Annotated in this window: 21 protein-coding genes; 11 read left to right on the top strand and 10 right to left on the bottom strand. The window is 72.6% G+C overall.

What is annotated here, in order from left to right:
* Positions 1 to 62 precede the first annotated feature (62 nt).
* Positions 63 to 1,448 carry a dihydrolipoyl dehydrogenase gene (gene lpdA, locus ACWEOZ_RS22725; protein ID WP_451912679.1) on the bottom strand — a complete coding sequence of 462 codons (1,386 nt, stop codon included), beginning with the start codon at positions 1,446 to 1,448 and terminating at the stop codon, positions 63 to 65.
* A 103-nt stretch (positions 1,449 to 1,551) separates the two neighbouring features.
* On the opposite strand from lpdA, the gene ACWEOZ_RS22720 reads away from it, so the two are divergent.
* Positions 1,552 to 1,935, top strand: a complete 384-nt coding sequence (locus ACWEOZ_RS22720) for a hypothetical protein (RefSeq protein ID WP_451912678.1) — start codon at positions 1,552 to 1,554, stop codon at positions 1,933 to 1,935.
* Between the two features lie 21 nt (positions 1,936 to 1,956).
* Here the strand turns inward: ACWEOZ_RS22720 and ACWEOZ_RS22715 are convergent, their stop codons facing one another.
* The gene (locus ACWEOZ_RS22715; protein WP_451912677.1) at positions 1,957 to 3,507 is read right to left on the bottom strand and encodes a leucyl aminopeptidase; all 1,551 of its coding nucleotides are present in this window, start codon (positions 3,505 to 3,507) and stop codon (positions 1,957 to 1,959) included.
* A gap of 143 nt (positions 3,508 to 3,650) precedes the next feature.
* Here ACWEOZ_RS22715 and gcvT point away from each other — a divergent pair, with 143 nt between their 5' ends.
* A complete protein-coding gene (gene gcvT / locus ACWEOZ_RS22710) occupies positions 3,651 to 4,754 on the top strand; it encodes a glycine cleavage system aminomethyltransferase GcvT (RefSeq protein ID WP_451912676.1) in 1,104 nt (367 codons plus the stop codon).
* The gene (locus ACWEOZ_RS22705) at positions 4,751 to 5,104 is read left to right on the top strand and encodes an MmcQ/YjbR family DNA-binding protein (RefSeq protein WP_451912675.1); all 354 of its coding nucleotides are present in this window, start codon (positions 4,751 to 4,753) and stop codon (positions 5,102 to 5,104) included. The genes gcvT and ACWEOZ_RS22705 overlap by 4 nt, the downstream gene beginning before the upstream one ends.
* Here the strand turns inward: ACWEOZ_RS22705 and cobS are convergent.
* Both cobS and ACWEOZ_RS22695 read right to left on the bottom strand, forming a co-directional pair.
* A complete protein-coding gene (gene cobS / locus ACWEOZ_RS22700) occupies positions 5,090 to 5,818 on the bottom strand; it encodes an adenosylcobinamide-GDP ribazoletransferase (protein ID WP_451912797.1) in 729 nt (242 codons plus the stop codon). The two genes, ACWEOZ_RS22705 and cobS, sit on opposite strands and share 15 nt — an antisense overlap.
* A gap of 169 nt (positions 5,819 to 5,987) precedes the next feature.
* Positions 5,988 to 7,997 (bottom strand): bifunctional adenosylcobinamide kinase/adenosylcobinamide-phosphate guanylyltransferase, encoded by a 2,010-nt coding sequence (locus ACWEOZ_RS22695; RefSeq protein WP_451912674.1) that lies wholly within the window; start codon positions 7,995 to 7,997, stop codon positions 5,988 to 5,990.
* 138 nt (positions 7,998 to 8,135) lie between these two features.
* Between ACWEOZ_RS22695 and ACWEOZ_RS22690 the strand changes: the two genes are divergently transcribed.
* Positions 8,136 to 8,333: a hypothetical protein gene (locus ACWEOZ_RS22690; protein WP_023359740.1), complete on the top strand. Its 198-nt coding sequence runs from the start codon at positions 8,136 to 8,138 to the stop codon at positions 8,331 to 8,333.
* Positions 8,330 to 9,157: a site-2 protease family protein gene (locus ACWEOZ_RS22685; RefSeq protein WP_451912673.1), complete on the top strand. Its 828-nt coding sequence runs from the start codon at positions 8,330 to 8,332 to the stop codon at positions 9,155 to 9,157. Before ACWEOZ_RS22690 ends, ACWEOZ_RS22685 begins: the two co-directional genes overlap by 4 nt.
* Positions 9,158 to 9,200: 43 nt before the next feature.
* Here ACWEOZ_RS22685 and ACWEOZ_RS22680 read toward each other — a convergent pair whose 3' ends face one another.
* Together ACWEOZ_RS22680 and ACWEOZ_RS22675 are read right to left on the bottom strand one after the other, a co-directional pair.
* Positions 9,201 to 10,199 carry an aldo/keto reductase family protein gene (locus tag ACWEOZ_RS22680; protein ID WP_451912672.1) on the bottom strand — a complete coding sequence of 333 codons (999 nt, stop codon included), beginning with the start codon at positions 10,197 to 10,199 and terminating at the stop codon, positions 9,201 to 9,203.
* Positions 10,200 to 10,220: 21 nt separating this feature from the next.
* Entirely contained in the window at positions 10,221 to 13,355 is a 3,135-nt protein-coding gene (locus ACWEOZ_RS22675; protein ID WP_451912671.1) for a WG repeat-containing protein, read from the bottom strand.
* A gap of 1,995 nt (positions 13,356 to 15,350) precedes the next feature.
* Here ACWEOZ_RS22675 and ACWEOZ_RS22670 point away from each other — a divergent pair.
* The 3 genes from ACWEOZ_RS22670 to ACWEOZ_RS22660 are packed head-to-tail and all read left to right on the top strand — an operon-like array spanning position 15,351 to position 17,968.
* Complete coding sequence (locus ACWEOZ_RS22670) at positions 15,351 to 16,211, top strand: ABC transporter permease (protein WP_451912670.1); 861 nt, start codon at positions 15,351 to 15,353, stop codon at positions 16,209 to 16,211.
* Complete coding sequence (locus tag ACWEOZ_RS22665) at positions 16,204 to 17,004, top strand: ABC transporter permease (RefSeq protein ID WP_451912669.1); 801 nt, start codon at positions 16,204 to 16,206, stop codon at positions 17,002 to 17,004. Before ACWEOZ_RS22670 ends, ACWEOZ_RS22665 begins: the two co-directional genes overlap by 8 nt.
* 10 nt (positions 17,005 to 17,014) lie before the next feature.
* Complete coding sequence (locus tag ACWEOZ_RS22660; protein WP_451912668.1) at positions 17,015 to 17,968, top strand: ABC transporter ATP-binding protein; 954 nt, start codon at positions 17,015 to 17,017, stop codon at positions 17,966 to 17,968.
* Here the strand turns inward: ACWEOZ_RS22660 and ACWEOZ_RS22655 are convergent.
* Positions 17,965 to 18,522: a helix-turn-helix domain-containing protein gene (locus ACWEOZ_RS22655; RefSeq protein ID WP_451912667.1), complete on the bottom strand. Its 558-nt coding sequence runs from the start codon at positions 18,520 to 18,522 to the stop codon at positions 17,965 to 17,967. The genes ACWEOZ_RS22660 and ACWEOZ_RS22655 overlap by 4 nt on opposite strands.
* A 66-nt stretch (positions 18,523 to 18,588) precedes the next feature.
* Between ACWEOZ_RS22655 and ACWEOZ_RS22650 the strand changes: the two genes are divergently transcribed.
* Both ACWEOZ_RS22650 and ACWEOZ_RS22645 read left to right on the top strand, forming a co-directional pair.
* Positions 18,589 to 19,488, top strand: a complete 900-nt coding sequence (locus tag ACWEOZ_RS22650) for an AzlC family ABC transporter permease (protein ID WP_451912666.1) — start codon at positions 18,589 to 18,591, stop codon at positions 19,486 to 19,488.
* Positions 19,482 to 19,790, top strand: a complete 309-nt coding sequence (locus tag ACWEOZ_RS22645; RefSeq protein ID WP_451912665.1) for an AzlD domain-containing protein — start codon at positions 19,482 to 19,484, stop codon at positions 19,788 to 19,790. The genes ACWEOZ_RS22650 and ACWEOZ_RS22645 overlap by 7 nt, the downstream gene beginning before the upstream one ends.
* 160 nt (positions 19,791 to 19,950) lie before the next feature.
* Here ACWEOZ_RS22645 and ACWEOZ_RS22640 read toward each other — a convergent pair whose 3' ends face one another.
* The 3 genes from ACWEOZ_RS22640 to nadA form a co-directional block, all read right to left on the bottom strand.
* Entirely contained in the window at positions 19,951 to 20,586 is a 636-nt protein-coding gene (locus ACWEOZ_RS22640) for a DUF3043 domain-containing protein (protein ID WP_451912664.1), read from the bottom strand.
* 79 nt (positions 20,587 to 20,665) lie between these two features.
* The gene (gene murA, locus ACWEOZ_RS22635; protein WP_360814493.1) at positions 20,666 to 22,021 is read right to left on the bottom strand and encodes a UDP-N-acetylglucosamine 1-carboxyvinyltransferase; all 1,356 of its coding nucleotides are present in this window, start codon (positions 22,019 to 22,021) and stop codon (positions 20,666 to 20,668) included.
* Between the two features lie 216 nt (positions 22,022 to 22,237).
* Positions 22,238 to 23,407, bottom strand: coding sequence for a quinolinate synthase NadA (gene nadA, locus ACWEOZ_RS22630; RefSeq protein WP_451912796.1), 1,170 nt, complete (start codon positions 23,405 to 23,407; stop codon positions 22,238 to 22,240).
* A 172-nt stretch (positions 23,408 to 23,579) separates the two neighbouring features.
* On the opposite strand from nadA, the gene ACWEOZ_RS22625 reads away from it, so the two are divergent.
* A partial coding sequence (locus tag ACWEOZ_RS22625; RefSeq protein WP_451912663.1) for a transposase occupies positions 23,580 to 23,881 on the top strand: 302 nt, incomplete at its 3' end.

Raw genomic sequence — 23,881 nt, 5'->3', positions numbered from 1 at the left:
TTAATCGGGCCTTTAGTCCGGTCAGGGGTGGTGGTGGGGCGGTCGGACGGGCGAACAGGAAATCAGGCGTGTGCGTGCAGGGGCTTGCCCGCAAGTGCGAGGAACGCCTCGCCGAGCGCCTCGTTCTGCGTCGGGTGGGCGTGCACGAGCTGGGCGACCTCTTCCGGGAAAGCTTCCCAGTTGTAGATCAGCTGCGCCTCCCCGACGAGCTCACCCATGCGCGCGCCGACCATGTGCACGCCGACGACCGGGCCGTCGTTGACCCGGACCAGCTTCACGAAGCCCTGCGTCTTGAGGATCTGGCTCTTGCCGTTGCCGCCGAGGTTGTAGTTGTAGGTCGAGACCCTGTCGTCGCCGTACTGTTCGCGGGCGCGCGACTCGGTCAGGCCGACGGAGGCGATCTCGGGGTCGGAGTAGGTGACCCGGGGGATGCCGTTCTCGTCGATGACCGCCGGGTTCCTGCCCGCGATCTCCTCGGCGACGAAGATGCCCTGCTGGAAGCCGCGGTGCGCGAGCTGCAGGCCGGGCACGATGTCGCCGACCGCGTAGATGTTGCCGACGCCGGTGTGCAGCCGCTCGTTGGTGATCACGAAACCCCGGTCGAGCGTGATGCCTTGCTGCTCGTACCCCAGGTCCTTGGTGGTCGGGCCGCGGCCGACCGCGACCAGCAGGATCTCGGCCTCGACCGTCTCGCCGCCGGCCAGGTACGCCTTGACGCCGTTCTCGGTGTGCTCGACCTTCTCGAACGGCTTGCCGACCTTGAAGTTGATCTTCCGCTTGCGGAACGCCCGCTCGAGGGCCTTGGAGATCTCCTCGTCCTCGGCGGCGACCAGCCGGGGCAGCGCCTCCAGGATGGTCACGTCGGCGCCGAAGGACTTCCAGACGCTGGCGAACTCGACGCCGATGACGCCGCCGCCCAGCACGATCGCGGAGCTCGGCACGCGGTCCAGCTTGAGAGCGTGCTCACTGGTCAGCACGCGCTTGCCGTCGACCTCCAGGCCGGGCAGCGAGCGGGAGTACGAGCCGGTGGCGAGGATGACGTTGCGGCCGGTGTACCGCTGGCCGTCGACCTCGACGGTGTCCTGGGAGACCAGCTTGCCGGCGCCCTGGACCAGGGTGATGTTGGGCTGCTTCATCAGGCCCTGCAGGCCCTTGTAGAGCCGGCCGACGACGCCGTCCTTGTACGCGTTCACGCCGGCCATGTCGATGCCGACCAGGTCGGCCTTGACGCCGAACTGCTCGCTCTCGCGGGTCTGGTCCGCGACCTCGGCCGCGTGCAGCAGCGCCTTGGTCGGGATGCAACCGCGGTGCAGGCAGGTGCCGCCCAGCTCGGCCTTGTCGATCAGTGCCACCGACAGGTTCAGCTCGGCCGCGCGCAGGGCGGCGGCGTAACCGCCGCTGCCGGCACCGAGGATCACGATGTCGAAGGTTCCGCCAGGCTGGCTCACGTCTACTCCCAGATCGCGTTCGTCTCCCCATGGGTCACATGGTGGAAACGGTCACAGCTGTCCTGGCCATCTTGTCACTTCCCGCAACGATCGATGTAGTCAGGTGCCCAACGACACCGGGCGAGGACGTACCCTGACCGCAGTCGAACGTGAGGAGCGTGGCGTGGCTTGGTTCCGGCGGCGGAAAGAGCCGTCCCGCGGTGTGGGCCGGACAGCCGATCGCGCCGATTTCGACCACCTTGCGGAGTTCGTCCGTTCCCGGCGGGGTGTGGAGGGTTTCATCGAGCCGCGGACGACGGTGACCGAGACCACGCTCCTGTTGGTCGCGCACGACGGTGAGTGGACCCGCCGGCGCGTCGATTCCCCGGAAGGCGCCCGGCGCTTCGCCCACCAGCTGGCGATGCCGGTCTACGACATCCGGCTGATGGGCTACCCGCAACGGATGCGCGACTACAACGAGCGCCAGAAACGCCGCCCGGCCTCCTGAAGCCGGGCGGCGCCCCGCGGCTCAGCCGTTGGCGGCGACGTCGTCGACCAGCGCCAGCAGCGTGCGCACCGGCACGCCGGTGCCACCCTTGGTCCAGTAACCGTTCGGCTCGCCCGTGTGGTACGACGGCCCGGCGATGTCGATGTGCGCCCACTCGACCCCGTCGGCCACGAACTCGCGCAGGAAGACGCCGCCCTGCAGCATGTGACCGGCCCGGTCCATGCTCGCGTTGACCTGGCTGATGTCGGCGATCTCGGACTCCATGCCCTTGCGCACGTCGTCCGGCAGCGGCATCGGCCAGGCCGGCTCGCCGACGGCGTCCCCGGCCGCCTTGACCCGCTCGCAGGTCTCCGGCGAGCCCATCACGCCGGCGATCCGCTTGCCCAGCGCGACCACCTGACCGCCGGTCAGGGTCGAGGTCTCGAAGACGTAGTCGGTGCCGTCGGCGCAGGCCCGGGCGATCGCGTCGGCCAGCACCATCCGGCCCTCGGCGTCGGTGTTGAGCACCTCGACCCGCTTGCCGCTGAACATGGTGATGACGTCGCCCGGCCGGTACGCCGTACCGGAAGGCATGTTCTCGGCCATGGCCAGGTAGCCGGTGACCGCGACAGCCGGCTTGAGCGCGGCCACGGCCAGCAGGGCCGCGCCGACGGCGGCGGCGCCGGCCATGTCCGACTTCATCTCCCACATGCCGGCGGTCGGCTTGATGCTGATGCCGCCGGTGTCGAAGGTGATGCCCTTGCCGACCAGCGCGACCCGCTTCGGGTCGGTCACGCCCTCGGGCGTGTAGCTGAGCTTGACCAGCCGCGGCGGCGCCTCGGAGCCCTGGCCGACGGCGACGATGCCGCCGTAGCCACCGGCCTTGAGCGCGTCGAAGTCGAGCACCTCCACCTCGAGGCCGGTGCCCTCGGCCGCGGCGACCACGGCGTCGGCGAACTGCGGCGGGCGCAGCTCGTTGGGCGCGGTGTTGACCCAGTCGCGGGTCAGCCGGACGACCTTCGAGACCACCTCGGCCCGGGTCACCTCGGCCGCGGCCGCCGCGTCGGTGGCGTCCGGCACGGTGACCTGCAGGGCCTTGACCGGGTCGCGGCGGGTCGGCTGCGGCTTGGTCTTGTAGCCGGCGAACCGGTACGACCCGAGCAGCGCACCCTCGAGGATCGCCCGTAGCACCCCGGGCGCGTCGGTGTCGTCGGGCACCGGCAGCGCCAGCGCGACCGTGTCACTGCCGGCCAGCGCGCGCACCGCGGCACCCGTGCCCCGGCGCAGCGTCTCGGTGGCGGGCGCGGAGCCGGACGGCTCGTCGCCCAGGCCGACGGCGACCACCAGCGGCGCGGCGATGGTGCCCAGCGTGGCCAGCTTGGTCACCTCGCCGGGGGCGCCGGTGGCCCCCAGCAGGGCCAGGGTCGAGGTCAGCTTGCCGTCGAACGCGGCGGCGATGCTCTCCGCGCCGGCGGCCGGCAGCAGGGCGCCACCCTCGTCGGGCTGACTGTGCAGCCCGATGACGATCGCATCGACGGCCAGTTCGGCGGGGTCGCTGTCGACCAGGGTGAGAGAGGGGGCGGGGTGGGTCACTCGGGCGCTCCGCGACGATGAGGGGCCGGAGCCCCCTCGTGGGCCGCCCCGGCGGTGTGGTCACCCCGGCGCGGGTCGCGCCGATCGGTGATGGTGTCCCGCCGATGCTAACCACATGCGAGGTCACCGGTAAGTTGCCACTCATGTCGACCGAGGCCGCAGCCCTGCTCCGTTCGCCTTTGCACGAGCGCCACGTCGCGCTCGGGGCCAAGTTCGCCGCCTTCGGCGGCTGGGAGATGCCGCTGGAGTACGCCGGTGGCGGCGTGCTGCGCGAGCACACCTCCGTCCGCGAAGCCGTCGGCGTGTTCGACGTGTCGCACCTGGGCAAGGCCCGGGTCACCGGCCCCGGCGCGGCGGACTTCGTCAACTCCTGCCTCAGCAACGACCTGGGCCGCATCGCGCCGGGCAAGGCGCAGTACACCCTGTGCTGCGACGACGCCACCGGCGGGGTGGTGGACGACCTGATCGCGTACCTGATCGGCCCGGACGAGGTCTTCCTGATCCCGAACGCGGCGAACACGGCCGAGGTGGTCCGCCGGCTCGCCGCCGCCGCGCCCGAGGGCATCACGGTCACCGACGAGCACCGCAGCTACGCCGTCCTCGCCGTGCAGGGCCCGCACTCCGCCGAGACGGTCACCAAGCTGGGCCTGCCGACCGGCCACGACTACATGTCGTTCAACCCGGCCCGGATCGACGGCGTCGACCTGATCGTCTGCCGCACCGGCTACACCGGCGAGCAGGGCTACGAGCTGGTCGTACCGTGGGACGACGCGCTCACCGTCTGGGACGCGCTGGTCGAGGCGGGCGTGCGCCCGTGCGGACTCGGCGCCCGCGACACGCTGCGCACCGAGATGGGCTACCCGCTGCACGGCCAGGAGCTGTCCCTGGAGATCACCCCGGTGCAGGCCCGCTCCGGCTGGGCGGTCGGCTGGTCCAAGCCGGCGTTCTGGGGCCGCGACGCGCTGCTCGCCGAGAAGGCCGCCGGACCCCGCCGGCTGCTGCGCGGCCTGGAGCTGACCGGCCGCGGCATCCCGCGGGGTCACATGCAGGTGTACGCCGGGGACGCGCTCGTGGGCGAGGTCACCAGCGGCACGTTCTCGCCGACCAAGAAGATCGGCATCGCACTGGCCCTGCTCGACACGGCCGCCGGGCTGGCCGAGGGCGACCTGGTCCAGATCGACATCCGGGGCCGCCGGACCGAGGCCAGGATCGTGAAGCCGCCGTTCGTGCAGCCGTCGGTGCGGTGAGCGTCACCTACGACCAGGTGCGCGAATGGGTCCTGGCCCTGCCCGGGTGCGCCGAGGTCTTCGTCGAGAACTGGGGCCACACCACCCTGAGGTACGGCGACAAGATGTTCGCCTCGGGCGGCGGCGAGAGCGGCACCATCTCGGTGAAGGCGTCCCGGGAGGACCAGGCCGAGCTCATCGCCGCGGCCCCGCATGTCTACGCGCCCGCGCCGTACGTGGGCCGCTTCGGCTGGGTGACGGTGGTGCTCGCCGAGGCTGATCCGGACGAGTTGCGGCAGGTCGTGACGGAGGCGTGGCGGCGGACCGCACCCAAGAAGGTCGTCAAGGCGTACGACTCAGCGCACGGCTAGGCCGATCAGCGTCAGAGTGGTGGTCAGCTCGACGGTCGCGCCGATGACGTCGCCGGTGATGCCGCCGAACCGGCGTACCGCATGGCGCAGCAGCAGGACCGCCACCAGCAGCGCGCCGGCGACGGCGGCCGGACCCTGCCACGGACGGCCCGGCACCGCCCAGATGGCCCCGGCCGCGACGACGGCCGCGGCCAGGATCACCACCGGCACCGGTACGGTCGCGGCGACCAGCGCACCCAGGCCGTCCGGGCGCGCGGAGGGCACGCCGCGGCGGCAGGCCAGAGTGACACCGAGGCGGCCGGCGGCCCAGGCCGCGACGATCGCCCACGGCGTCAACCCGGGCAGGGCGGCGGCCTGGATCAGCAGGGTGAGTGCGATGGCCGCGACGCCGAACGGGCCGATGTCGGACTTCTTCATGATCGCGAGAGCGGCGTCCCCGCGGCGGTAGGAGCCGAGGGCGTCGGCGGTGTCGGCCAGGCCGTCCAGGTGCAGGCCCCGGGTGAGCAGGGCGCTCGCGGCCACGGTGACCGTGGCGGCGAGGAGGCCCTGGTCCAGCAGGACGAAGAGGGCGGCCAGGACCGCACCGAGCAGGGCGCCGATCAGCGGGGCGGCGCTCATCGCGACGGCGGCGCTGCGGCGGTCGATGCGGCCGGTGCGGACGGGCAGGACCGTGAGGGTGGTCAGCGCCAGGCGCAGGCCGTCGGCCACCGGCAGCCCGGCCTTGGGCGCTTGAGCCGGCCCATCGCGGGCCGGATCGGCGTCGGCCGGCCGGGCTTGTGGCGGTTGCTGCTTGGTCGGCTGGGGTTGCGCCGGCTTGGCGTCGGCCGGCCGGGCTTGTTGCGGCTCGGGTTGCGCCGGCTCGGCGTCGGCCGGCCTGGGGTCGTCAGGCACTGGCCGGGCCGGGGCCGTGTGGCTCCGGCTCGGCGAAGCTTTGCTCGTCGTCCCCGTCCGGTCCGTCCTCGTCCGCGGTCAGGCCGGCGTCGCCGTGTCCGGCCAGCAGCGCCGGGTGCACCGGCAGCGCGCCCCCCAGCGCGATCGCCGAGCGCAGCAGCGGCAGTACCGCCAGCGCGTTCGCGCCCTCGCCGAGGTCCAGGCCGAGCTGCACGACCGGGGTCAGCCCGAGCACGTCGGCGCCCTGCCGGACCAGCGCGTGGGTGCCCGCGTCGGGCAGCAGGCACCAGTGCCGGGCCTGGCTGGCCAGGTCGCGGGCCACCAGTCCGGCCGCGATGCCCAGCGGCCCGTCCAGCAGCACCGGCATCCGCCGGGCGGCCGCTCCGAGCAGCGCGCCGGTCGCGATGGCCAGGTCGGCCCCGCCGAGCTGGGCCAGGATGTCCTTGGCGCCGCGCGGCTCCTGGCGGATGCGGTGCATCGCGTCGCGGACGGCCGCGCAGCGGACCATCCACGCCGCGTCGTCGTAGAAGCCGCCGGGCACCAGCACCCGCGGCAGGATCGCCACCGGTTCGGCGCCGGTGGTCGCGGCCAGCACGGCCGTCGCCGCGGCCTCCGTGCCCACCCCGCAGGAGGCCAGGATGACGACTTCCCGGCCGGCTTCGCCGGCCGCGTCGGCCAGCGCCCAGCCCTGCCGCAGCGCCGCGTCGACCGCCTCGGCGTCGAGCACCGGGCCGTCCTCCATGGCACCCGACGGGGGCGTGCGGACCACCACGATGTCGGCGTCCGCGGTCGCCGCGAGGCGGGAGAGCGCACCTTCGCCGGCTTCGGCCTCGTCGGCCCGGCGGGTGGCGTCCTGCTCGTCGCCGCCGGCCGCCGCGCCGCCGCCGTGCCGGCCGTCGATCAGCAGGACGCGGACCGGGCCCCAAGCGCGTGGGGTCGCGGTGTTCTGGGTGGCGGCAGCGAACTCGACGGCTTCGAGCAGCGTGCCGATGCCCGCCCCGGGCAGGTCGACCCCGGCGAGCCGGTCGCGGGCGTCCGGCCCGGCGTCGCTGTCCGGCAGCGGCAGGTCCATGCCCGCCTCGATGACCGCGCCGCTGGCGACCAGCGGCAGCACCATGGTCGGGGCGTGCAGGGCGCCTTCGCCGGCGTGCGCGGTGCGGGCCCGGTGCGCCGCCACGGCCTCCTCGGCCGACATCGGCTCCGTGCCGGTCCCGGCCGTGCCGGTCCCGGCCGTGCCGACCCCGGCCGCGCCGACCCCGGCCGCGCCGGCGCCGGCCGTCCCGGGCGTGTCAGCGGCGGCGGTGCCGGACGCGCCGGCGGGCGTGATCACGGGCGTGCCGGCGGGAGGGGTCGCCGCCGTCATCGCGTCGTGCATGGCGACCTCGTCGACGCCCAGCGCCCCCGCGCCGGTCTCCGCGTTCTCCGCCTGCAGGTCGGTGACGATCGCGGGCGCGTCCGGCCCGGTCTTGAGCCAGGTCGGCCGCCCGGCCACCACGAACGCCACCCGGTCACAGGCCCCGGCCAGCGCCTGGTTGGCGGTGCCCAGCGCGTCCGCGAACGCCCGGCCGACCGGCGTGGCCGGCACCAGCGACAGCCCCACCTCGGGGCTGACCAGCACCAGCCGGGCGGCACACGAGCGCACCGCCTCGGCCAGGGCCGTCACGGTCGCCAGGTCGTCGTTGGGCTGCTGAGCCGGGTCGAGCAGCGCCGCCACCCAGCCGCCCAGGTCGTCCACGAGCAGCGTGTCGTCGGGCTTGGCCTCGGTGAGCAGCGCGGCCAGCCGGGACGGGTCGGCGCCGGTCTCCTCGGTGGTCCAGGACTGCGGGCGGCGGCGCTGGTGGGTCTCGATCCGGGCGCGCCACTCGGGATCGTCCTCGCCGCCGACCGCCGTGGCGACATAGCGGACCGAGGCGGCGCCGGCGACCAGCGCCTCGGCGAACGCGGACTTGCCGGACCGGATCCCGCCGAGCACCAGGACCGAACTCCACCCGTCAGCTGACATGCCCCGTACTTTAGGGCCGTCCGCCGCGATCATGCGGGGCGACCCGGCTTCGATGGGCCCGGGCGTACCGGGCGTACCGGCGCGCACACCGTAGGGTGGGAACAGGACGACAGATCGACACCTGAGGGAGGCGGCGGGATGCCGTGGAGTTGGCGGTACGAGGGCGTCGACGGACAGCCGGTGGCCGGCCCGACCGAGACGTTCAGCAGCCAGGCCGACGCCGAGTCGTGGATCGGCCAGGCGTGGCGTGAGCTGGCGGCCGCCGGGGTCACCCAGGTCACCCTGGTCGAGGACGACCGGGTGGACTACAAGATGAGTCTGTTGCCGGCCGAGTGAGTTACCAGGTCTCGCGGGGCGCCCCGAAGAGCGCCTTCGTCCCCAGCCCGGTCTTCGTCGGGATCGTGGCGGTCACGGCGGTGGCCGGCTGGATGGCGTGGACCGGGTACGGCAACGTCCGGGTCGACGTGTTCCTGCTGATCGTGTCCGGCTGGGTGCTCTCGCTCTGCCTGCACGAGTACGCACACGCGATCGTCGCGTACTTCGCCGGTGACCGGGGCGTCGCCGACCGGGGCTACCTGCGGCTGAACCCGCTGAAGTACACGCACCCGGTGCTGTCCATCGTGCTGCCGCTGGTCGCGGTGGTGCTCGGCGGCATCGGCCTGCCCGGCGGGGCGGTGTGGGTGGACCACGCGCACATCCGCAGCAAGGTCAAGGAGTCGCTGATCAGCGCGGCCGGTCCGGCCACCAACGTGCTGTTCGCGCTGATCCTGGCCGTGCCGTTCCTGTTAGGCGCGGGCGACGACGTGGTGCTGCTCAGCGACGGCTCCGGCGGCTGGACCATCGGCGGCAGCCACGGTGACTTCTGGGTGGCCCTGGCCGCGCTGGCGTTCCTGCAGGTCACGGCGAGCCTGCTGAATCTGCTGCCGGTGCCCGGCCTGGACGGCGGCAACATCGTCCAGCCCTGGCTCAGCCCGCCGTACCAGCGCGCGTACAACCTGTTCGCGCCGTACGGCTTCATTCTGCTCTTCGTGCTGCTCTGGCAGTCGAAGATCAACGTCTGGTTCTTCACGCTGGTGAGCTGGCTCGCCGGGCTCATCGGGGTGCCGGACAGCATGGGCGAGATCGGTCTCGCCTACATGCGTTTCTGGCAGTCGCTCTGAGGCTCGCCCGGCGCCCCCGCACGGGGACGCCGGGCGACGCGGATCAGGGACGCTTCGCGGGGCTGACCGTCTTGGCCGGGTCCCGCTCGGTGACCGGCGAGAGCACCTCGTCGATCGCCTTCATCAGGTCACTGTCGAGCTTCACGCCCGACGCCTTGGCGTTGTCGTGGACCTGCTCGGGCCGGGACGCGCCGATGATCGCCGCCGACACGTTGTCGTTCTGCAGCACCCAGGCCACCGCGAGCTGCGCCAGCGACAGGCCGGCCTGCTCGGCGAGCGGCTTGAGCCGCTGCACCGCGGTCAGCACCTCGTCGCTCATCCAGCGCGAGATGAACTCGGCGCCGGACTTGTCGTCGGTGGCCCGCGAGCCCGCCGGCGGCTGCTTGCCCGGCTCGTACTTGCCGGTCAGCACACCCTGGGCGATCGGCGAGAAGACCACCTGGCCGATGCCGAGCTCGATCGAGGTGGGCACCACCTCGGCCTCGATGACCCGCCACAGCGCGGAATACTGCGGCTGGTTCGACACGAGCTGGATCTTCAGGTCCTGGGCCAGCTCCCAGCCGGCCCGGATCTCCGACGCGGTCCACTCCGACACCCCGATGTAGAGGGCCTTGCCGGAGTGCACGATGTCGGCGAAGGCCTGCATCGTCTCCTCGAGCGGCGTCGTGTAGTCGTAGCGGTGCGCCTGGTACAGGTCGACGTAGTCCACCTGGAGGCGGCGCAGCGAGCCGTTGATCGACTCTATGATGTGCTTGCGGGACAGGCTGCGGTCGTTCGGGCCGGGGCCGGTCGGCCAGTAGACCTTGGTGAAGATCTCCAGGCCCTCGCGGCGCTCGCCCTTGAGCGCGCGGCCCAGCACCTCCTCCGCGCGGGTGCCCGCGTACACGTCCGCGGTGTCGAACGTGGTGATGCCCACGTCGAGGGCGGCCCGCACGCACGCGGCGGCGGCGTCCTCCTCGACCTGGGAGCCGTGGGTGATCCAGTTGCCGTACGCGATCTCGCTGATGAGTAGGCCGGAACGGCCGAGGTGACGGAACTCCATGCCTGGGACCCTACCGGCCCCTTACAGAACCGGCCGGGTAGCGGAGAGCAGCCGCTCTATCTCGTCCACCACATCCGCGGGCCGGGCCCGGCTCACCTCGAGCACCGGATCGCCGTCGCGGTCCAGCGCACCCCAGCGCCCGTCCCGGTCACCGACGATGAACGCCAACGGGTGGATGAGCAGCCGCGCGTGCACCGGCGCGACCCGCAACTGGCCGGTCCGGTCGACCACCCCGAGCCGGTCCCCGGCGTCGATCACGGCCAGTCCGTCACCGGTGAAACCCTCGACGGGCCCGCCGGCGGTCAGCTCGGTGGCGAAACGCTGATACTTCAGCTGCACCACGATCCGCCCGTGCCGGTCGACGGCGCCCCACCCGCCGCGGCGCACCACGGCCAGCCCGTGCCGGAACGGCCGCACATCCTCGAAGCCGCCGGGCACGATGACCCGGTTGTGCCAGTCGACGGCGAACCAGCCGCCGGCCGGATCCCGAGAAACCCAGGCCAGCCCGTCGGCGAACCGGCTGACCTGCACGTAACCGCTGGACGGGTCGATGACCAGGGCGCCGGTCTCGTCGATCAGCTCCCAGGCGGCGGTGCCGGGACGGCGTACCCAGGCCACACCCTCGTGGAACGGCTGGGCCTCGGCGTAACGCTCGGGGATGACGACCTCGCCGTTGCTGTCGGCGTACCCCTGCCACCCGGAGTCGTAGTCCAGAGCCGGATGCGGCGGCTCGCTCCGCTGCAGGATCTCCTCGCGCGAGCGAGGGTAAGGTCCCCACCCGGCCTCCCGGACCCGGTCCATGACCGCGTCGAGCGCCGCCCCGGTCCGGGCGACCAGCTCGGGATCCTCGACCCGCCGCAGCTCCAGCGCGGCCTCGAAATGGTTGCAGGCCTCGAGGAACCGGCCCTGCTCGTAGCCGGACTTGCCCGCCTGGACGTGCAGCTCGGCCCGGAGCCGGTCGGGCAGCTCGATGGAATTGGCCTCCTCGAACAACCGGTCGGCCTCGGCGAAATCCCCCAGCCACTGCTGCACCTGGGCGAGCCGGGCCTGCGCGAGCGCGATCAGCCGCAGCTCCCCGGTGGCCTCGGCATGCCGCAGCGCCTCCCGGGCGTCGGCGAGGGCCCAGCCGAGATCCCCGAGCACCCGGGACGCGACGGCCCGCAGACCGAGCAGTCCGGCGCGGACGGTGTCCCGCTCGGCGTACTCCAGCCGGTCGGTGAGCCGATCCCGGACGGCCAGGAGCGGCTCCGGGTCATCGACGGTCTCCCGCAGGGTGACCGGATCAACCTTCCAGGGGTACGCGGCCAGAATCTGCTCCGGGTCGGCGCGGCGACGCTCGGGCTCGGGTGCGGGGCCGGGAGTTCCGGTACGCGCGGGAGCGGACTGCCGCCGCAGGAAAGGTGTGGGTTCGGCTTTTGCCTGCGCTGTGTCGGCTGGTTGGGGCGGTGGTGGTTCCTCGGTGGTTCGCTGCGGGCCGGCCGGTTCGGGGTCGATCAGCTCTGCCTGCACCGGCTCCGGTTGCGCCGGGTCTGATTCGGCGGGCTCCGGGGTGGCGATCTCCGCGTGGATCGGGGCGGGCTGGGGGGCTTCGGTCGGGTCCGGGTCGATCGGTTCGGCATCCACCGTCTCGGCGTGGGGTGGATCGACGGCGGGCAGGCCGGGATCGGCAGCGGCTTGCTCGGTCTGCTCCGGCGGCGCTTCGGATTCCTCGGCTTCGACTGCCGGGGTTTCCGGCTGGGCGGTCTCGGTCGGCTGGGCGTCGGTCAGGGCGGTCTCGACCAGCTCCGCGTCGATGACGTCCGTGTCGGTCCGTTCCGGGTCGGCGACGTCCGCGTCGACGACTTCTGGACCTGCCGGTTCCTCCTCGACCAGTTCCGCGTCGATGACGTCGGCGTCGATCAGTTCCGCGTCGATGACGTCCGTGTCGGTCAGTTCTGGGTCGGCGATGTTCGCGTAGGCGACTTCCGCGTCGACCAGTTCCGCGTCGACCGTTTCCGCATCGACCAGTTCTGGGTGGGCCGGTTCCGTGTCGGACGGCTCGGCGCTGGCCAGTTCTGGGTCGGCCGGCTGGGATTCCGCCTGCTCCGCGGCTTCGGGCTGCGGGTCAGCGGGCTCGATGTCGGTCCACTCGGCGTCGACCCGTTCGGGGACCGCGGGTTCTACGAGGACCGGCTCCGCGGCGGCCGGTTCGGCGGCGGCTGGTTCGCCGGCGGTCGGCTCGGCGGCGGTCGGCTCGGCGTCGGCCGGTTCGGGGACCGCGGGTTCTACGAGGACCGGCTCCGCGGCGGCCGGTTCATCCATGGCCGGCTCGGCGGCGGCCGGTTCGCCGGCGGTCGGCTCGGCGTCGACCGGTTCGAAGTTGGTCGGCTCGGTGTGGGCTGGGTCGACGGCGGTCGGTGCCGCGTCGGCCGGTTCGATGGCTGCCGGGACTGTCGCGTCGGGCTTGTCGCCGGCGAGGGCCGGGTCTTCGGCGAGGTGCTGCTCCGCCGGCGGACCGTCGGCATCTACCGATTCCGGCTCCGACAGGTCGACGCCGGTGGCCTCGCGATCGGCGACATCGGCAGCCGCCGTGACGGGCGTTTCAGCGGCGGCGGGCGTCGCAGTGTTGCGGGCTGCGATGTCGGGCGTGGTCGTGTTGGCGGCTGCGATGTCGGGCGCTGCTGCGGCGGTTGCGGCCGTGTCGTCGGCCGGCGTTTCGACGGACGGGTTGGCCTCCGTCGGCGCCTGGTGCTCCGGGGCGACCTCCGTGGGCTGCGGCCGGACCATGCGGGTTTCGGTGGTCGGCGAGAACCAGTCCTGTTTGACGGCGGCCCCGCTGGTCGGCATCGAGCTGGCCGGCGCGCCGCTGATGGGTCCGCCACTGACCGGTGCGCCGCTGGCCGGCACGCCGCTAACGGGTCCGCCGCTGACAGGTCCGCCACTGATGGGTCCGCCGCTGACCGGCACGCCGCTGATGGGGGCGGTGGTGGCGAGGGCAGCGGCGGCCGGACTGGTGTCGGTAGTCGCGCCGCTGACCTCGTCGGCGGCGGGTTCTGGAGTCTGGATGATGAGATCGGTCGGATCCGGGGCGGCCGGTTCCGGTTCCGGGGTGACCGCACCGAGGCCGCTCATCGACAGCAGCCAGCCCAGACCGTGCGGCTCTTCCGCTTCAGCCACGGGAGTTGGCTCAGCCTGTGCGGGCGTGGCCGCAGCTTCCTCCTGGCTTGGTGTGGTCTTCGCAGCTGCGTCATGCGCCGGCTCACTGCGCGACCCCGCTCCCGCGAAGGGCGGAATCGGCCGGGTGACTTCCGGATCGACCGCGGGAGTACCGCCCACAGCAGGCTCAACCGTCGGCCGCGAACCGGTGGACTCAACCGGCGCCGCCTCCTCGGGCCGGGTGGGAACGCCATACGGAGGCCGCAGCGCCTGCCGCTCGTCGACCGGCGGGGTGGGCACCGGCGCCGGCGCCGGCGCGCCGTGTCGCGGCTGAGGCTGATAGGGCTGGGTCGGCGGAGCCGGACGATAGTGCGCGGGCTGCGCGGACGTCGGCCGAGCAACCGGCGGCGCCTGCTGCGGCCCGGCGGCCGGAGTCGCCACAGCGGGCGGCGCAGCGTAGGCGGCAGGCGCCCAAGACTCCGGCGCAGACCGGCCTTGCTGCTCAGGCCGCCCAGCCTGAACCGGCGGCACAGAATCAGCCGGCGGCGCTGAGTGCACCGGCGGCGCTGAGTGCACCGGCGGCGCTGAGTGCACCGGCGGCGCGGGGCGCACCGGCGGCGCGGACTGCACGGGCGGTGCTGCATAGGCGGCAGGCGCGGCAGGTGCCGGCTTGCCAGGCGGCGGCGTGTAGCCAGCCGGCCCCACCACAGGCGGCGCCATCCTCGGCTGCTGCCCATCCTGCGGCGGCACCGCCCGCATAGGCGCCGGGAAGCGCGGATCAGTAGGCGGTTCCGCACTGTGAGCCGCACGCCGAGGCGCAGGCGGCGCCGACCGCGGCGCCACCGACCGTGATTCCCCCTGCTCAACGCGAGGCCCCAGCGGCGTAGCCGGCCGCGGGTCAACCGGTGAAGCCCAGGCCCGGTCGGGCGCCACCGGCCGCGGAGCCGTATGAGGCGCGACCGGCGTAGTGGCACCCGGCCCTTGATAAGGCGGCGTGTCATGACTCACGGGCCGGGCCGGCTGGCCGTACACGCGGTCGTCCCCGGGGCGGGCGGGCGGTTCCTGGGCGGGCCGCGACGGGGACTGCGAGGCCGGACCGATCCGGTACGGCACGTAAGCGTCCCCGTCCGGCCGCGCCTCAGGTCCGGACCGTTGCGCCGGTCGGGGCTGACCGCCGGTGAAGCCTGGCCGGCCGTCCTGCGGCGCGGCAGGACGACGCGGCTCCGCCGGCCGATGCTCAGGCTCGGCTCGCGCACCGGCCGACCGCGGGTCGTAGGACCGCCCGTCCGGGAACCGGTTGTCCGCAGCCTGCTGACCCCCCTGATACCGAGAATCCTGGAACCGCGGATCCCCCTGCGGCGCCCGCCCCCCGGACTGCGGCCGTTCAGCCGACGGCCGCTGATGCCGCCGTTCCTGTTCCGGCAGCCGGTCGGGCAACGGCACCGGCCTGTTCCACGACGGTCCCTGCTGCTGCGGCGGCGCCCCTCCCGCCACGTACGGTGTCCGGCCCCCCGGTGCGGCGTACCCCTGCTGCTCTTCCGGCCCGGTCCACGACGGCGGCGGCTGCGGTGGACGGCCGACCGTCGCGCGGCCGGCCGCCGGGGATACCGGGCGGGCGGTTGACGGGCCGCCCGACGACGGTGCGGGTGGGCCGGACGCCTGGGCGATCGTCCGGAAGTCGGCGTCCCAGGCCGACGCCGCTTCCGCTGCTCGGGAGGCGTCGTAGACGGGGTGGTGCACGGCCCGGCGGCGGCCCGGGTCGCCCGGGTAGCGCTGGCCGGGCAGGGGCTCCCATTCCCAGGTGATCTCGTACACCCAGGCGGGTTCGTCGTCCCAGCGGTCGGCGCCGGAGTGGGAGCTCCAACCGTTCATCGGGCAGCCCTCGGGGCGGCCGATGGCTGGTTACGCTCCGTCACGACGATTTTCCACCTTGTCGGAAATAGCTCGGTGGCAGGGCGGGGCACCGGGTACAGTCGCCCGGCTCCGCTGCGGGGGTTGTGGAAGGAGATTAACGGCGTGGACGGGCTCGACGCCAGGGTGCCTCAGATCTCTCCGCACCGGCCGTTCCGGGACGCTCTCGCCACTTCCGGTGCTCTCGCATGGTCAGGTTTCCGGAGGTACGCCACCTACCGGCAGGCGACCATAGCCGGGGCGTTCACCAACACCGTCTTCGGGTTCCTCCGCTGTTACGTGCTGCTCGCCGTGGCCGCGGGTGCGGTCGGCGGCCGGCCCGCCGGCTATGACGCGGCGCAGCTGACCACTTTCGTGTGGGTGGGACAGGGGTTGCTCAGCGTAGTCGCGCTCTGGGGGTGGACGGAACTGGCCGACCGGATCCGCAGTGGTGACGTGACGGCCGATCTGCTGCGGCCGGTCCATCCGGTGCTCAGCTATCTGGCGCCGGACCTGGGCCGGGCCCTGCACGCGCTGCTCTTCCGGTTCGTGCCGCCGGTCGCCGTCGGCCTGGTCTTCTTCGATCCGTATCTGCCCGGCCGCCTGCTCACCGTGCCGTTGTTCGCGGTGTCCGTGCTGCTGGCGGTGGTCGGCAGCATGGGCATGCGGTTCCTGGTCAACGCGACCGCCTACTGGTTGCACGATGCGCGCGGGCCGCTCATTCTCTGGACGCTGGCTGCCGGTGTGCTGGCCGGGCTCTACTTCCCGCTGCGGTTCCTGCCCGACTGGCTGGCCGTGACCCTGTGGGTGGCCACGCCGTTCCCCGGCTTCCTGCAGACGCCGCTGGATGTGCTGGTCGAGCGGGATCCCACGCCTGTGCAGGTGGCCCTGGTCGTGCTCCAGGCCTGCTGGGCGGCGGTGCTGCTGGCGCTCTGTGCGCTGGTGCAGCGCCGCGCCGAGCGCCGGCTGGTGGCTCAGGGTGGCTGAGCTGCGGGCGTACGCGGCGCTGCTGGGTGGGCAGTGGCGGTCGATGATGGCGTACCGGGCGTCCTTCGTGGTCGAGATGATCTCCAACATCGGGGGTACGGCCCTCGACGTCATCGCCGTCCTGGTGATCTTCCGGGCCACCCCGACCGTGGCCGGTTTCACGCTCACCGAGGCCGTCCTCATGGTGAGCCTGTCCTCGTGCGCCTTCAACTTCGCCGACTTCGTCGTGGGCAACATCGACCGGCTCACCACCTACGTCCGGACCGGGATGATGGACGCCGTCCTGCTCCGGCCGTTGAGCGCCCTGGCCCAGCTGATCTTCATGGACCTGCCGTTGCGCAAGGCCCTGCGGGTCGCGCTGGCCGTCGTGGTGCTGGTGGTGGCCCTGTGGCTCAACGACATCGACTGGACGCCGGCCCGGGTGGCGCTGGCGTTGCTGGTGCCGGTGGCCGGGGCGGTGTTCTTCGGCGCGATCTTCGTGCTCAGCGCCAGCCTGGCGTTCTGGTGGGTGGACTCGGGACAGCTCGGTAACGCGTTCACCTACGGCGGGCGTGACTTCACCTCGTACCCGGTGCCGGTCTATGCGGGCTGGTTCCGGGCCGTCTTCGCGTACGGCCTGGGTTTCGCTTTTGTGTCCTACCAGCCGGCGCTGGCGCTGCTGGGCCGCACCGACCCGCTCGGTCTGCCGAGCTGGACGGGTTACGTGTCATCGCTGGTCGCGCTGCTCGCGGCGGGCATCGCCGCCCTGGTCTGGCGGTCCGGCATCCGGCACTACCGCAGCACCGGATCATGAGGGGGAGACCGTGACCGTCATCCGGATGGACGGCCTGCGCAAGGACTTCACGGTACGGGTCCGCGCCGGCCGCCTGCGCCGCACGAAACGCACGGTGGCCGCGGTCGACGGCATCGACCTGCGGATCGAGCGCGGCGAGATGGTCGGCTACATCGGCCCGAACGGCGCCGGCAAGTCCACGACGCTGAAGATGCTGACCGGCGTGCTGACCCCGTCGGCCGGGACCGTGTCGGTGTGCGGGCTGACCCCGGTGGCGCAGCGCACCCGGCTGGCGCTGCGCATCGGGGTGGTCTTCGGGCAGCGGTCGCAGCTGTGGTGGGACCTGCCGCTGCGCGAGTCGTTCAGCCTGCTGCGCCACATCTACCGGGTGCCGGCGCCGGAGCATGCCGCCCGGCTGCGGCGCTGCGTCGGCCTGCTGGATCTGGACGGCTTCCTGGACACCCCGGTACGGCAGCTGTCGCTCGGCCAGCGCATGCGCGGGGAGCTCACCGCGGCGCTGCTGCACGGGCCCGAGGTGCTGTTCCTCGACGAGCCGACGATCGGCCTGGACGTGGTGAGCAAGCAGGCGGTGCGCTCGTTCCTGGCCGAGCTGGGGGCCACCGGCGACGTCACCCTGGTGCTGACCACGCACGATCTGGCCGACATCGAGCGGCTCTGCCGGCGGCTGGTGGTGATCGACCACGGCCGGGTGGTGCACGACGGGACGATCGAGGCCCTGCACAACCGGTACGGGTCCCGCCGCCGCCTGGTCGTGGACCTCGACGCACCGTTGCCGCCCGGCTTCACGGTCGACGGGGCCACGCTCGTCTCCGTCGAGGCGGACCGGCACCGCGCCTCGTTCGACCTGCTCTCCGACGAGGCCGGACCGGTGGTGGCCCGGCTGGCGGCCCTGTCCTGCCTGCGGGACATGTCCCTGGTCGAGCCGGACATCGAGGACGTGGTCGCCCGCCTGTACGCCTCCTAGCGATGCTCCATCACCAGCACCGCCCAGGTCCCGGGCTCGAGGGCCTGGTAACTGTGCGGGATGTCGCCGGGAAAGGTGACGTAGTCGCCGGGGCCGAGCTCGAGCTCCTCCCGCTCCGGCCCGACCCGTAGCCGGCCCGCCGCGACGACCAGGTGCTCGATGCTGCCGGGCAGGTGTCCTTCGGCCTGCCGGGAGCCGCCCGGCTCCAGCTCCATGACATAGAGGTCACGCCGTGCATGGGCGCTGCCCGCGGCGAGCAGGGTGGCGAAGAAGTCGGCGTGGTCGGACTGCAGCCGCGGCCCCTCGCCGGCCCGGACCACCCGGATGAGCGGGGTAGGCGGCTCGACCAACCGGCTGAACGGCACGCCGAGTGCCACGCCGAGCGACCAGAGCGTCTCCACGCTGGGGTTGCCGGTGCCCGACTCGAGCTGGGAGAGCGTCGATTTGGCGAGCCCGGCCCGCCGGGCCAGCTCGGCCAGCGAGATGCCGACCCGCTCCCGCTCGCGGCGCAGGGCCGCGGCGATGGTGGCGAGCGGGGGAGCCGGATGCGCCATGTTCACTCCGTCGGTCGAGTCGTTCGGTTTGACGAACGCCGGGTGCTTCGTTCATTATTCTGGACCATGCGTACGCCATCCCGAACACCGGACCGCGCGCTGCTGCGCGACGCGGCGGCCATCGCGGCGGCGATGATCGCGGTGGGTGCGTCGTTCGGGGCCATCGCGATCGCGTACGGGCTGCCGGTCTGGGTCCCGTTCCTGATGTCGACAGCGGTCTTCGCGGGCGGCGCCCAGTTCCTCGCCGTGGGCCTGATCGCCGCCGGCAACCCGATCGCCGCGGTGTTGGCCGGCCTGCTGCTCAACGCCCGTCACCTGCCGTTCGGCCTGGCGGTCTCGGCCACCGTCGGCTCCCGCTGGCGTGACCGGCTCATCGGCAGCCACCTGATGACCGACGAGGTGGTCGCGTTCACGCTGGCAGAGCAGGACCCGGTCCGCCGCCGCCGCACCTACTGGCTGATCGGCGTCACGTTGTTCACGTCGTGGAACGCGGGCACAGCCCTGGGCGTGTGGCTGAGCGGAGCCACCGGCGACCCGGCGGCGCTGGGCCTGGACGCGGCCTTTCCGGCCGGCCTCATCGCCTTGATCCTGCCGTCCCTGCGCGACCGCGACACCCGCCTGGTCGCCCTGCTGGGCGCGGCAGTGGCGGTGGCACTGACCCCGATCCTGCCGGCGGGCCTCCCGGTCCTGTGCGCTCTGGTCGGCCTCGCCGCGGTGTTCCGCCCCCGCCGCCGGGCCGACATCACCGGCGGCCAGCCGCCCGAAACCGTGCAGCGCGAGGCCGAGCCGGGGGTCGAGCCGCCCGGGGCCGTGCGGCGCGAGGCCGAGCCCGGCGTCCAGCCGACCGGGGCTGTGCGGCATGAGGCCGAGCCTGGCGTCCAGCCGACCGGGGGTGTGCGGCGCGAGGCCGGCGTCCGGCTGTCCGGGCCTGACCGACGCACCGAGAGCTGGGAGGCGTCATGCTGATCGCGGCGATTCTGACCCTGGCCGTGGGCACCTACACGATGCGGCTGGCCGGCGTGCTGCTGCGCGACCGCCTCGAACTCTCCGACCAGCTCCAGCGCCTGCTCCCGATGGCCGCGGCGGCGCTGCTGGCGGCCCTGGCGACCACCGCCGCCCTGATGGAGGGGACGGGCTTCGCCGGCATCGCCCGCCCGGCCGGCGTGCTGGTCGGTGCCCTGCTGGCCTGGCGCCGCGCACCGTTCGTCGTGGTCATCCTCGCCGCGGCCGCGACCGCCGCCCTGCTCCGCCTGGCCGGCGTCGAGTAACCCGAGCGGGGTTTCCCCGAGCACGGACCTGGCAGGGTGAGGGTGGCCGCTCATGAGCCGCCAGGCGATTGGTCACCCTCGCCCGGTCTCGGCGGGAGCGACGGCCAGCACCCGGCAACCAGGCACGACATGAATCTGATCCAGATCTTGGAGCGAGGAATCAGATCTTGTCGCCCAGCTCCACCTGAGGCTTCGGGACGCGCATCCGGCGGAAGGTCAGCCCGCGCATGATCCCGTAGAGATAGAGCGATCCGATGCGCTGCGTCGTGTTCGGGAAGCGCTCCGAGACCAGCTTCTTCACCTTGCGGGCGATCAGCACGCTGTCGATGAGCACCGCGATGGCCAGGATCGCCCAGAGCAGGTTGGCCCCGATCTGGACCACCGGCGGCATCGCGCCGGTCGAGCCGACGAAGACGATGATCGCGCCGGCGAAGAACCAGGTGCCGGCCGTGCGCTTGGCGTCGACGATGTTGCGGACCAGGGCCCGCTCCGGACCGCGGTCGCGGGCCAGCAGGTAGCGCTCGTCGCCGGCGCGCATGCCCGCCGAGGCTTCGGCCCGCTCGACCTTCTGACGCTCGCGCATCTGCTTGTAGGCCTCGCGCCGGTTGGCCGGGGCCTGCGCCGTGTCGTGCCGGCGCTGCGCGTTGGTGCGCTTCGGCGTCGCGACGCCGAGCTCCTTCTTCGAGGGCGTGTAGGCCTTGGGCTTGGGCGCGGCCGACTGCCCGGCTTCGTCGGTCACCGTGGCGGTGGCGTCGGAGACGAGGTCGGGGGACTTTCGGCGAAACAGCGAGGACACCCCCGCAGCGTAGCCAAGAGCCCCCACAAACCCGAAACCGCGCCGGCACAGAGCCGGCGCGGTTTCGGGGAAAGGGAGCTCAGATGCGTTCGACCAGCGCGCCCAGGGCGGCCAGCTTGCCCTCGAAGTCCTCGTAGCCGCGGTTGATCAGGTCGACGCCGTACACCCGGGAGGTGCCCTCGGCGGCCAGCGCGGCGATCAGGTGGCTGAAGCCGGCCCGCAGGTCGGGGATGACCAGGTCGGCCGCGTGCAGCTTGCTGGGTCCGGCGATGACCGCGGAGTGCTTGAAGTTGCGCCGGCCGAAGCGGCACGGGGTGCCGCCGAGACAGTCGCGGTAGACCTGGATGGTCGCGCCCATCGTGTTCAGCGCCTCGGTGTAGCCCAGGCGCTGCTCGTAGACCGTCTCGTGCATGATCGACAGGCCGCGGGCCTGGGTCAGGGCCACCACCAGGGGCTGCTGCCAGTCGGTCATGAAGCCGGGGTGCACGTCGGTCTCCAGCGCCACGGCGTTGAGCTCGCCGCCCGGGTGCCAGAACCGGATGCCGCCCTCGACGCCGGTGACGCCGGTGCGCCCGACCCGGGCGTCGGTGATCTCGAACTCGCCGCCGATGGAGCGGAAGACGTTGAGGAACGTCATCATGTCGGCCTGCTGCGCGCCCAGCACCTCGATCTCGCCGCGGGTGGCGAGCGCGGCGGCGGCCCAGCTCGCGGCCTCGATCCGGTCCGGGATCGGCTTGTGGTTGTAGCCGTGCAGCCGGGGCACGCCGAGGATCTCGATGACCCGGTCGGTGTGCACCGTGATGATGGCGCCCATCTTCTGCAGCACGCAGATCAGGTCCATGATCTCCGGCTCGATGGCCGCGTTGCGCAGCTCGGTGACGCCCTCGGCGCGCACCGCCGTGAGCAGCACCTGCTCGGTGGCGCCCACGCTCGGGTACGGCAGCTCCAGCTTCGTGCCGTGCAGTCCGTTGGGTGCCGTCAGGTGCATGCCCTCGGGCGTCTTGTCGACGACCGCGCCGAACTGCCGCAGCGCCTGGATGTGGAAGTCGATCGGCCGCGGCCCGATGTGGCAGCCGCCCAGGTCCGGGATGAACGCGTGCCCGAGCCGGTGCAGCAGCGGCCCGCAGAACAGGATCGGGATCCGGCTCGACCCGGCGTGCACGTTGATCTCGTCGCTGCTGGCGCTCTCCACGTTGGTGGGGTCCATGACGAGTTCGCCGTCGTCGGCGCCGTCGGTCACCTTCACACCGTGCAGACCGAGCAGGCCGCGGACGACCTCCACGTCACGGATGCGCGGCACGTCGAAGAGCCGGCTCGGCGACTCGCCCAGCAGGGCGGCCACCATGGCCTTGGAAACCAGGTTCTTGGCGCCACGGACCCGGATCTGTCCGTGCAGCGGCGTACCGCCGTGTACGGCCAGGACGTCGTCGGTCAACGCAACCTCCAGAGGCGGGCGCGTCAGCGCGCCCGGATGCGAACAGGGGTGCAGCCGACGATGGGGGACCGGCGGCTGCCGCCCGGGCAGCATAGCCCTGCGTGACCAGAGCAGAAATCATCACAACGCCCAAGGCGGCACGAATTGCTGATGATTAAGCCAACAAAAAGGTGCGGCCGTGCGTACGGCTCATCGACGGTTACCGAGGGTGAGTTTTTACGGCAGTGCCAGCATCTGATCGAGGGCTACCCGCGCGTACTTCGCGGTGTCCTCGTCGACGGTGATGCGGTTGGGTACGCGGCCGGCCACGAGCTCCTCGAGCGCCCACACGAGGTGCGGCAGATCGATGCGGTTCATGGTCGAGCAGTAGCAGACCGTCCGGTCCAGGAAGGTGATGTGCTTGTCCGGGTGGGCCAGGGCCATCCGGCGGACCAGGTTGAGCTCGGTGCCGACCGCCCAGGCCGAGCCGGCGGGCGCCGCGTCCAGGGCGCGGATGATGTATTCGGTCGAACCGACCTCGTCGGCCGCGCGGACCACCTCGTGCTTGCACTCCGGGTGGACCAGCACGCGCACGCCCGGGACCCGCTCGCGGACCTCGCGCACGCTGTCGATGGTGAACCGGCCGTGCACCGAGCAGTGCCCACGCCAGAGGATCATCTTGGCGTCGCGCAGCTGCTCGGGGGTGAGGCCGCCGTTCGGCTTGTGCGGGTCGTAGAGCACGCAGTCGTCGAGGTCGAAGCCCATCTCCAGCACCGCCGTGTTGCGGCCGAGGTGCTGGTCGGGCAGGAAGAACACCTGCTGGCCCTGCTCGAACGCCCAGTCCAGGGCCCGCTTGGCGTTGGACGAGGTGCAGACCACGCCGTTGTTGCGCCCGACGAAGCCCTTGATGTCGGCCGAGCTGTTCATGTACGTCACCGGGACGACCCGGTCGGCGATGCCCAGGTCGGTGAACTGCTCCCAGGCCGTCTCGACCTGGCCCAGCACGGCCATGTCGGCCATCGAGCAGCCGGCGGCCAGGTCGGGCAGGATCACCTGCTGGCCGGGGCCGGTCAGGATGTCCGCGCTCTCGGCCATGAAGTGCACGCCGCAGAAGACGATGAACTCGGCGCCGGGGCGGGCCGCCGCCTCGCGGGCGAGCTTGAACGAGTCGCCGGTGACGTCGGCGAACTGGATGACCTCGTCGCGCTGGTAGTGGTGGCCCAGCACGAACACCCGGTCGCCGAGCGCGGCCTTGGCGGCCGTGGCCCGGGCGACGAGGTCGGGGTCGCTGGGCGCCGGCAGATCGCCGGGGCAGTCCACGCCGCGCTCGCTGGCGGGATCGGTGCCACGGCCCAGCAGCAGCAGGGCCGTGGCGGTGTTCGCGGGTTCGGTCCAGGTCGACGTCACGAGATCCATGTTTCCACAAGGTCGCCGCGCCGTCGGCCGCCGAAGGAGTGTCCTAGGTCGCGTTTCGTAATGTCGGGCGGTGGCTGAGGTTGCGGCGTGGCGGTGATCGATAGACGAAGAGGTCTCCGGTAAGTGGTTCAGCGACCAAGCAGAACTTCATACCGGAGACCTCGTGGCCAGCCTAGCGGCGGCGAGGCGGCACGACCTGAGCGACTCGCAATGGCAGCACCTGGCAGTGCTGCTGCCTGCGGATACGCGCCGGGGCAGGCCGCCCAAGTGGAGTAAACGGCAGATCATCGACGGCATCCGGTGGCGGGCGCGGACCGGCTGTCCATGGCGTGACGTGCCCGTGCAGTACGCGCCGTGGCCGACCTTGTATCGGTGGTTTCGCCGGTGGCAACGCGATGGCACGTGGGCGCGGATCCTGGCCGGGTTGCAACGCTCGGCCGACGCCGCCGGGCGTATCGGCTGGAC

It is taken from the genome of Actinoplanes sp. NPDC004185 (assembly GCF_053603475.1).
This window is presented reverse-complemented; position numbering and strand designations above follow the sequence as displayed.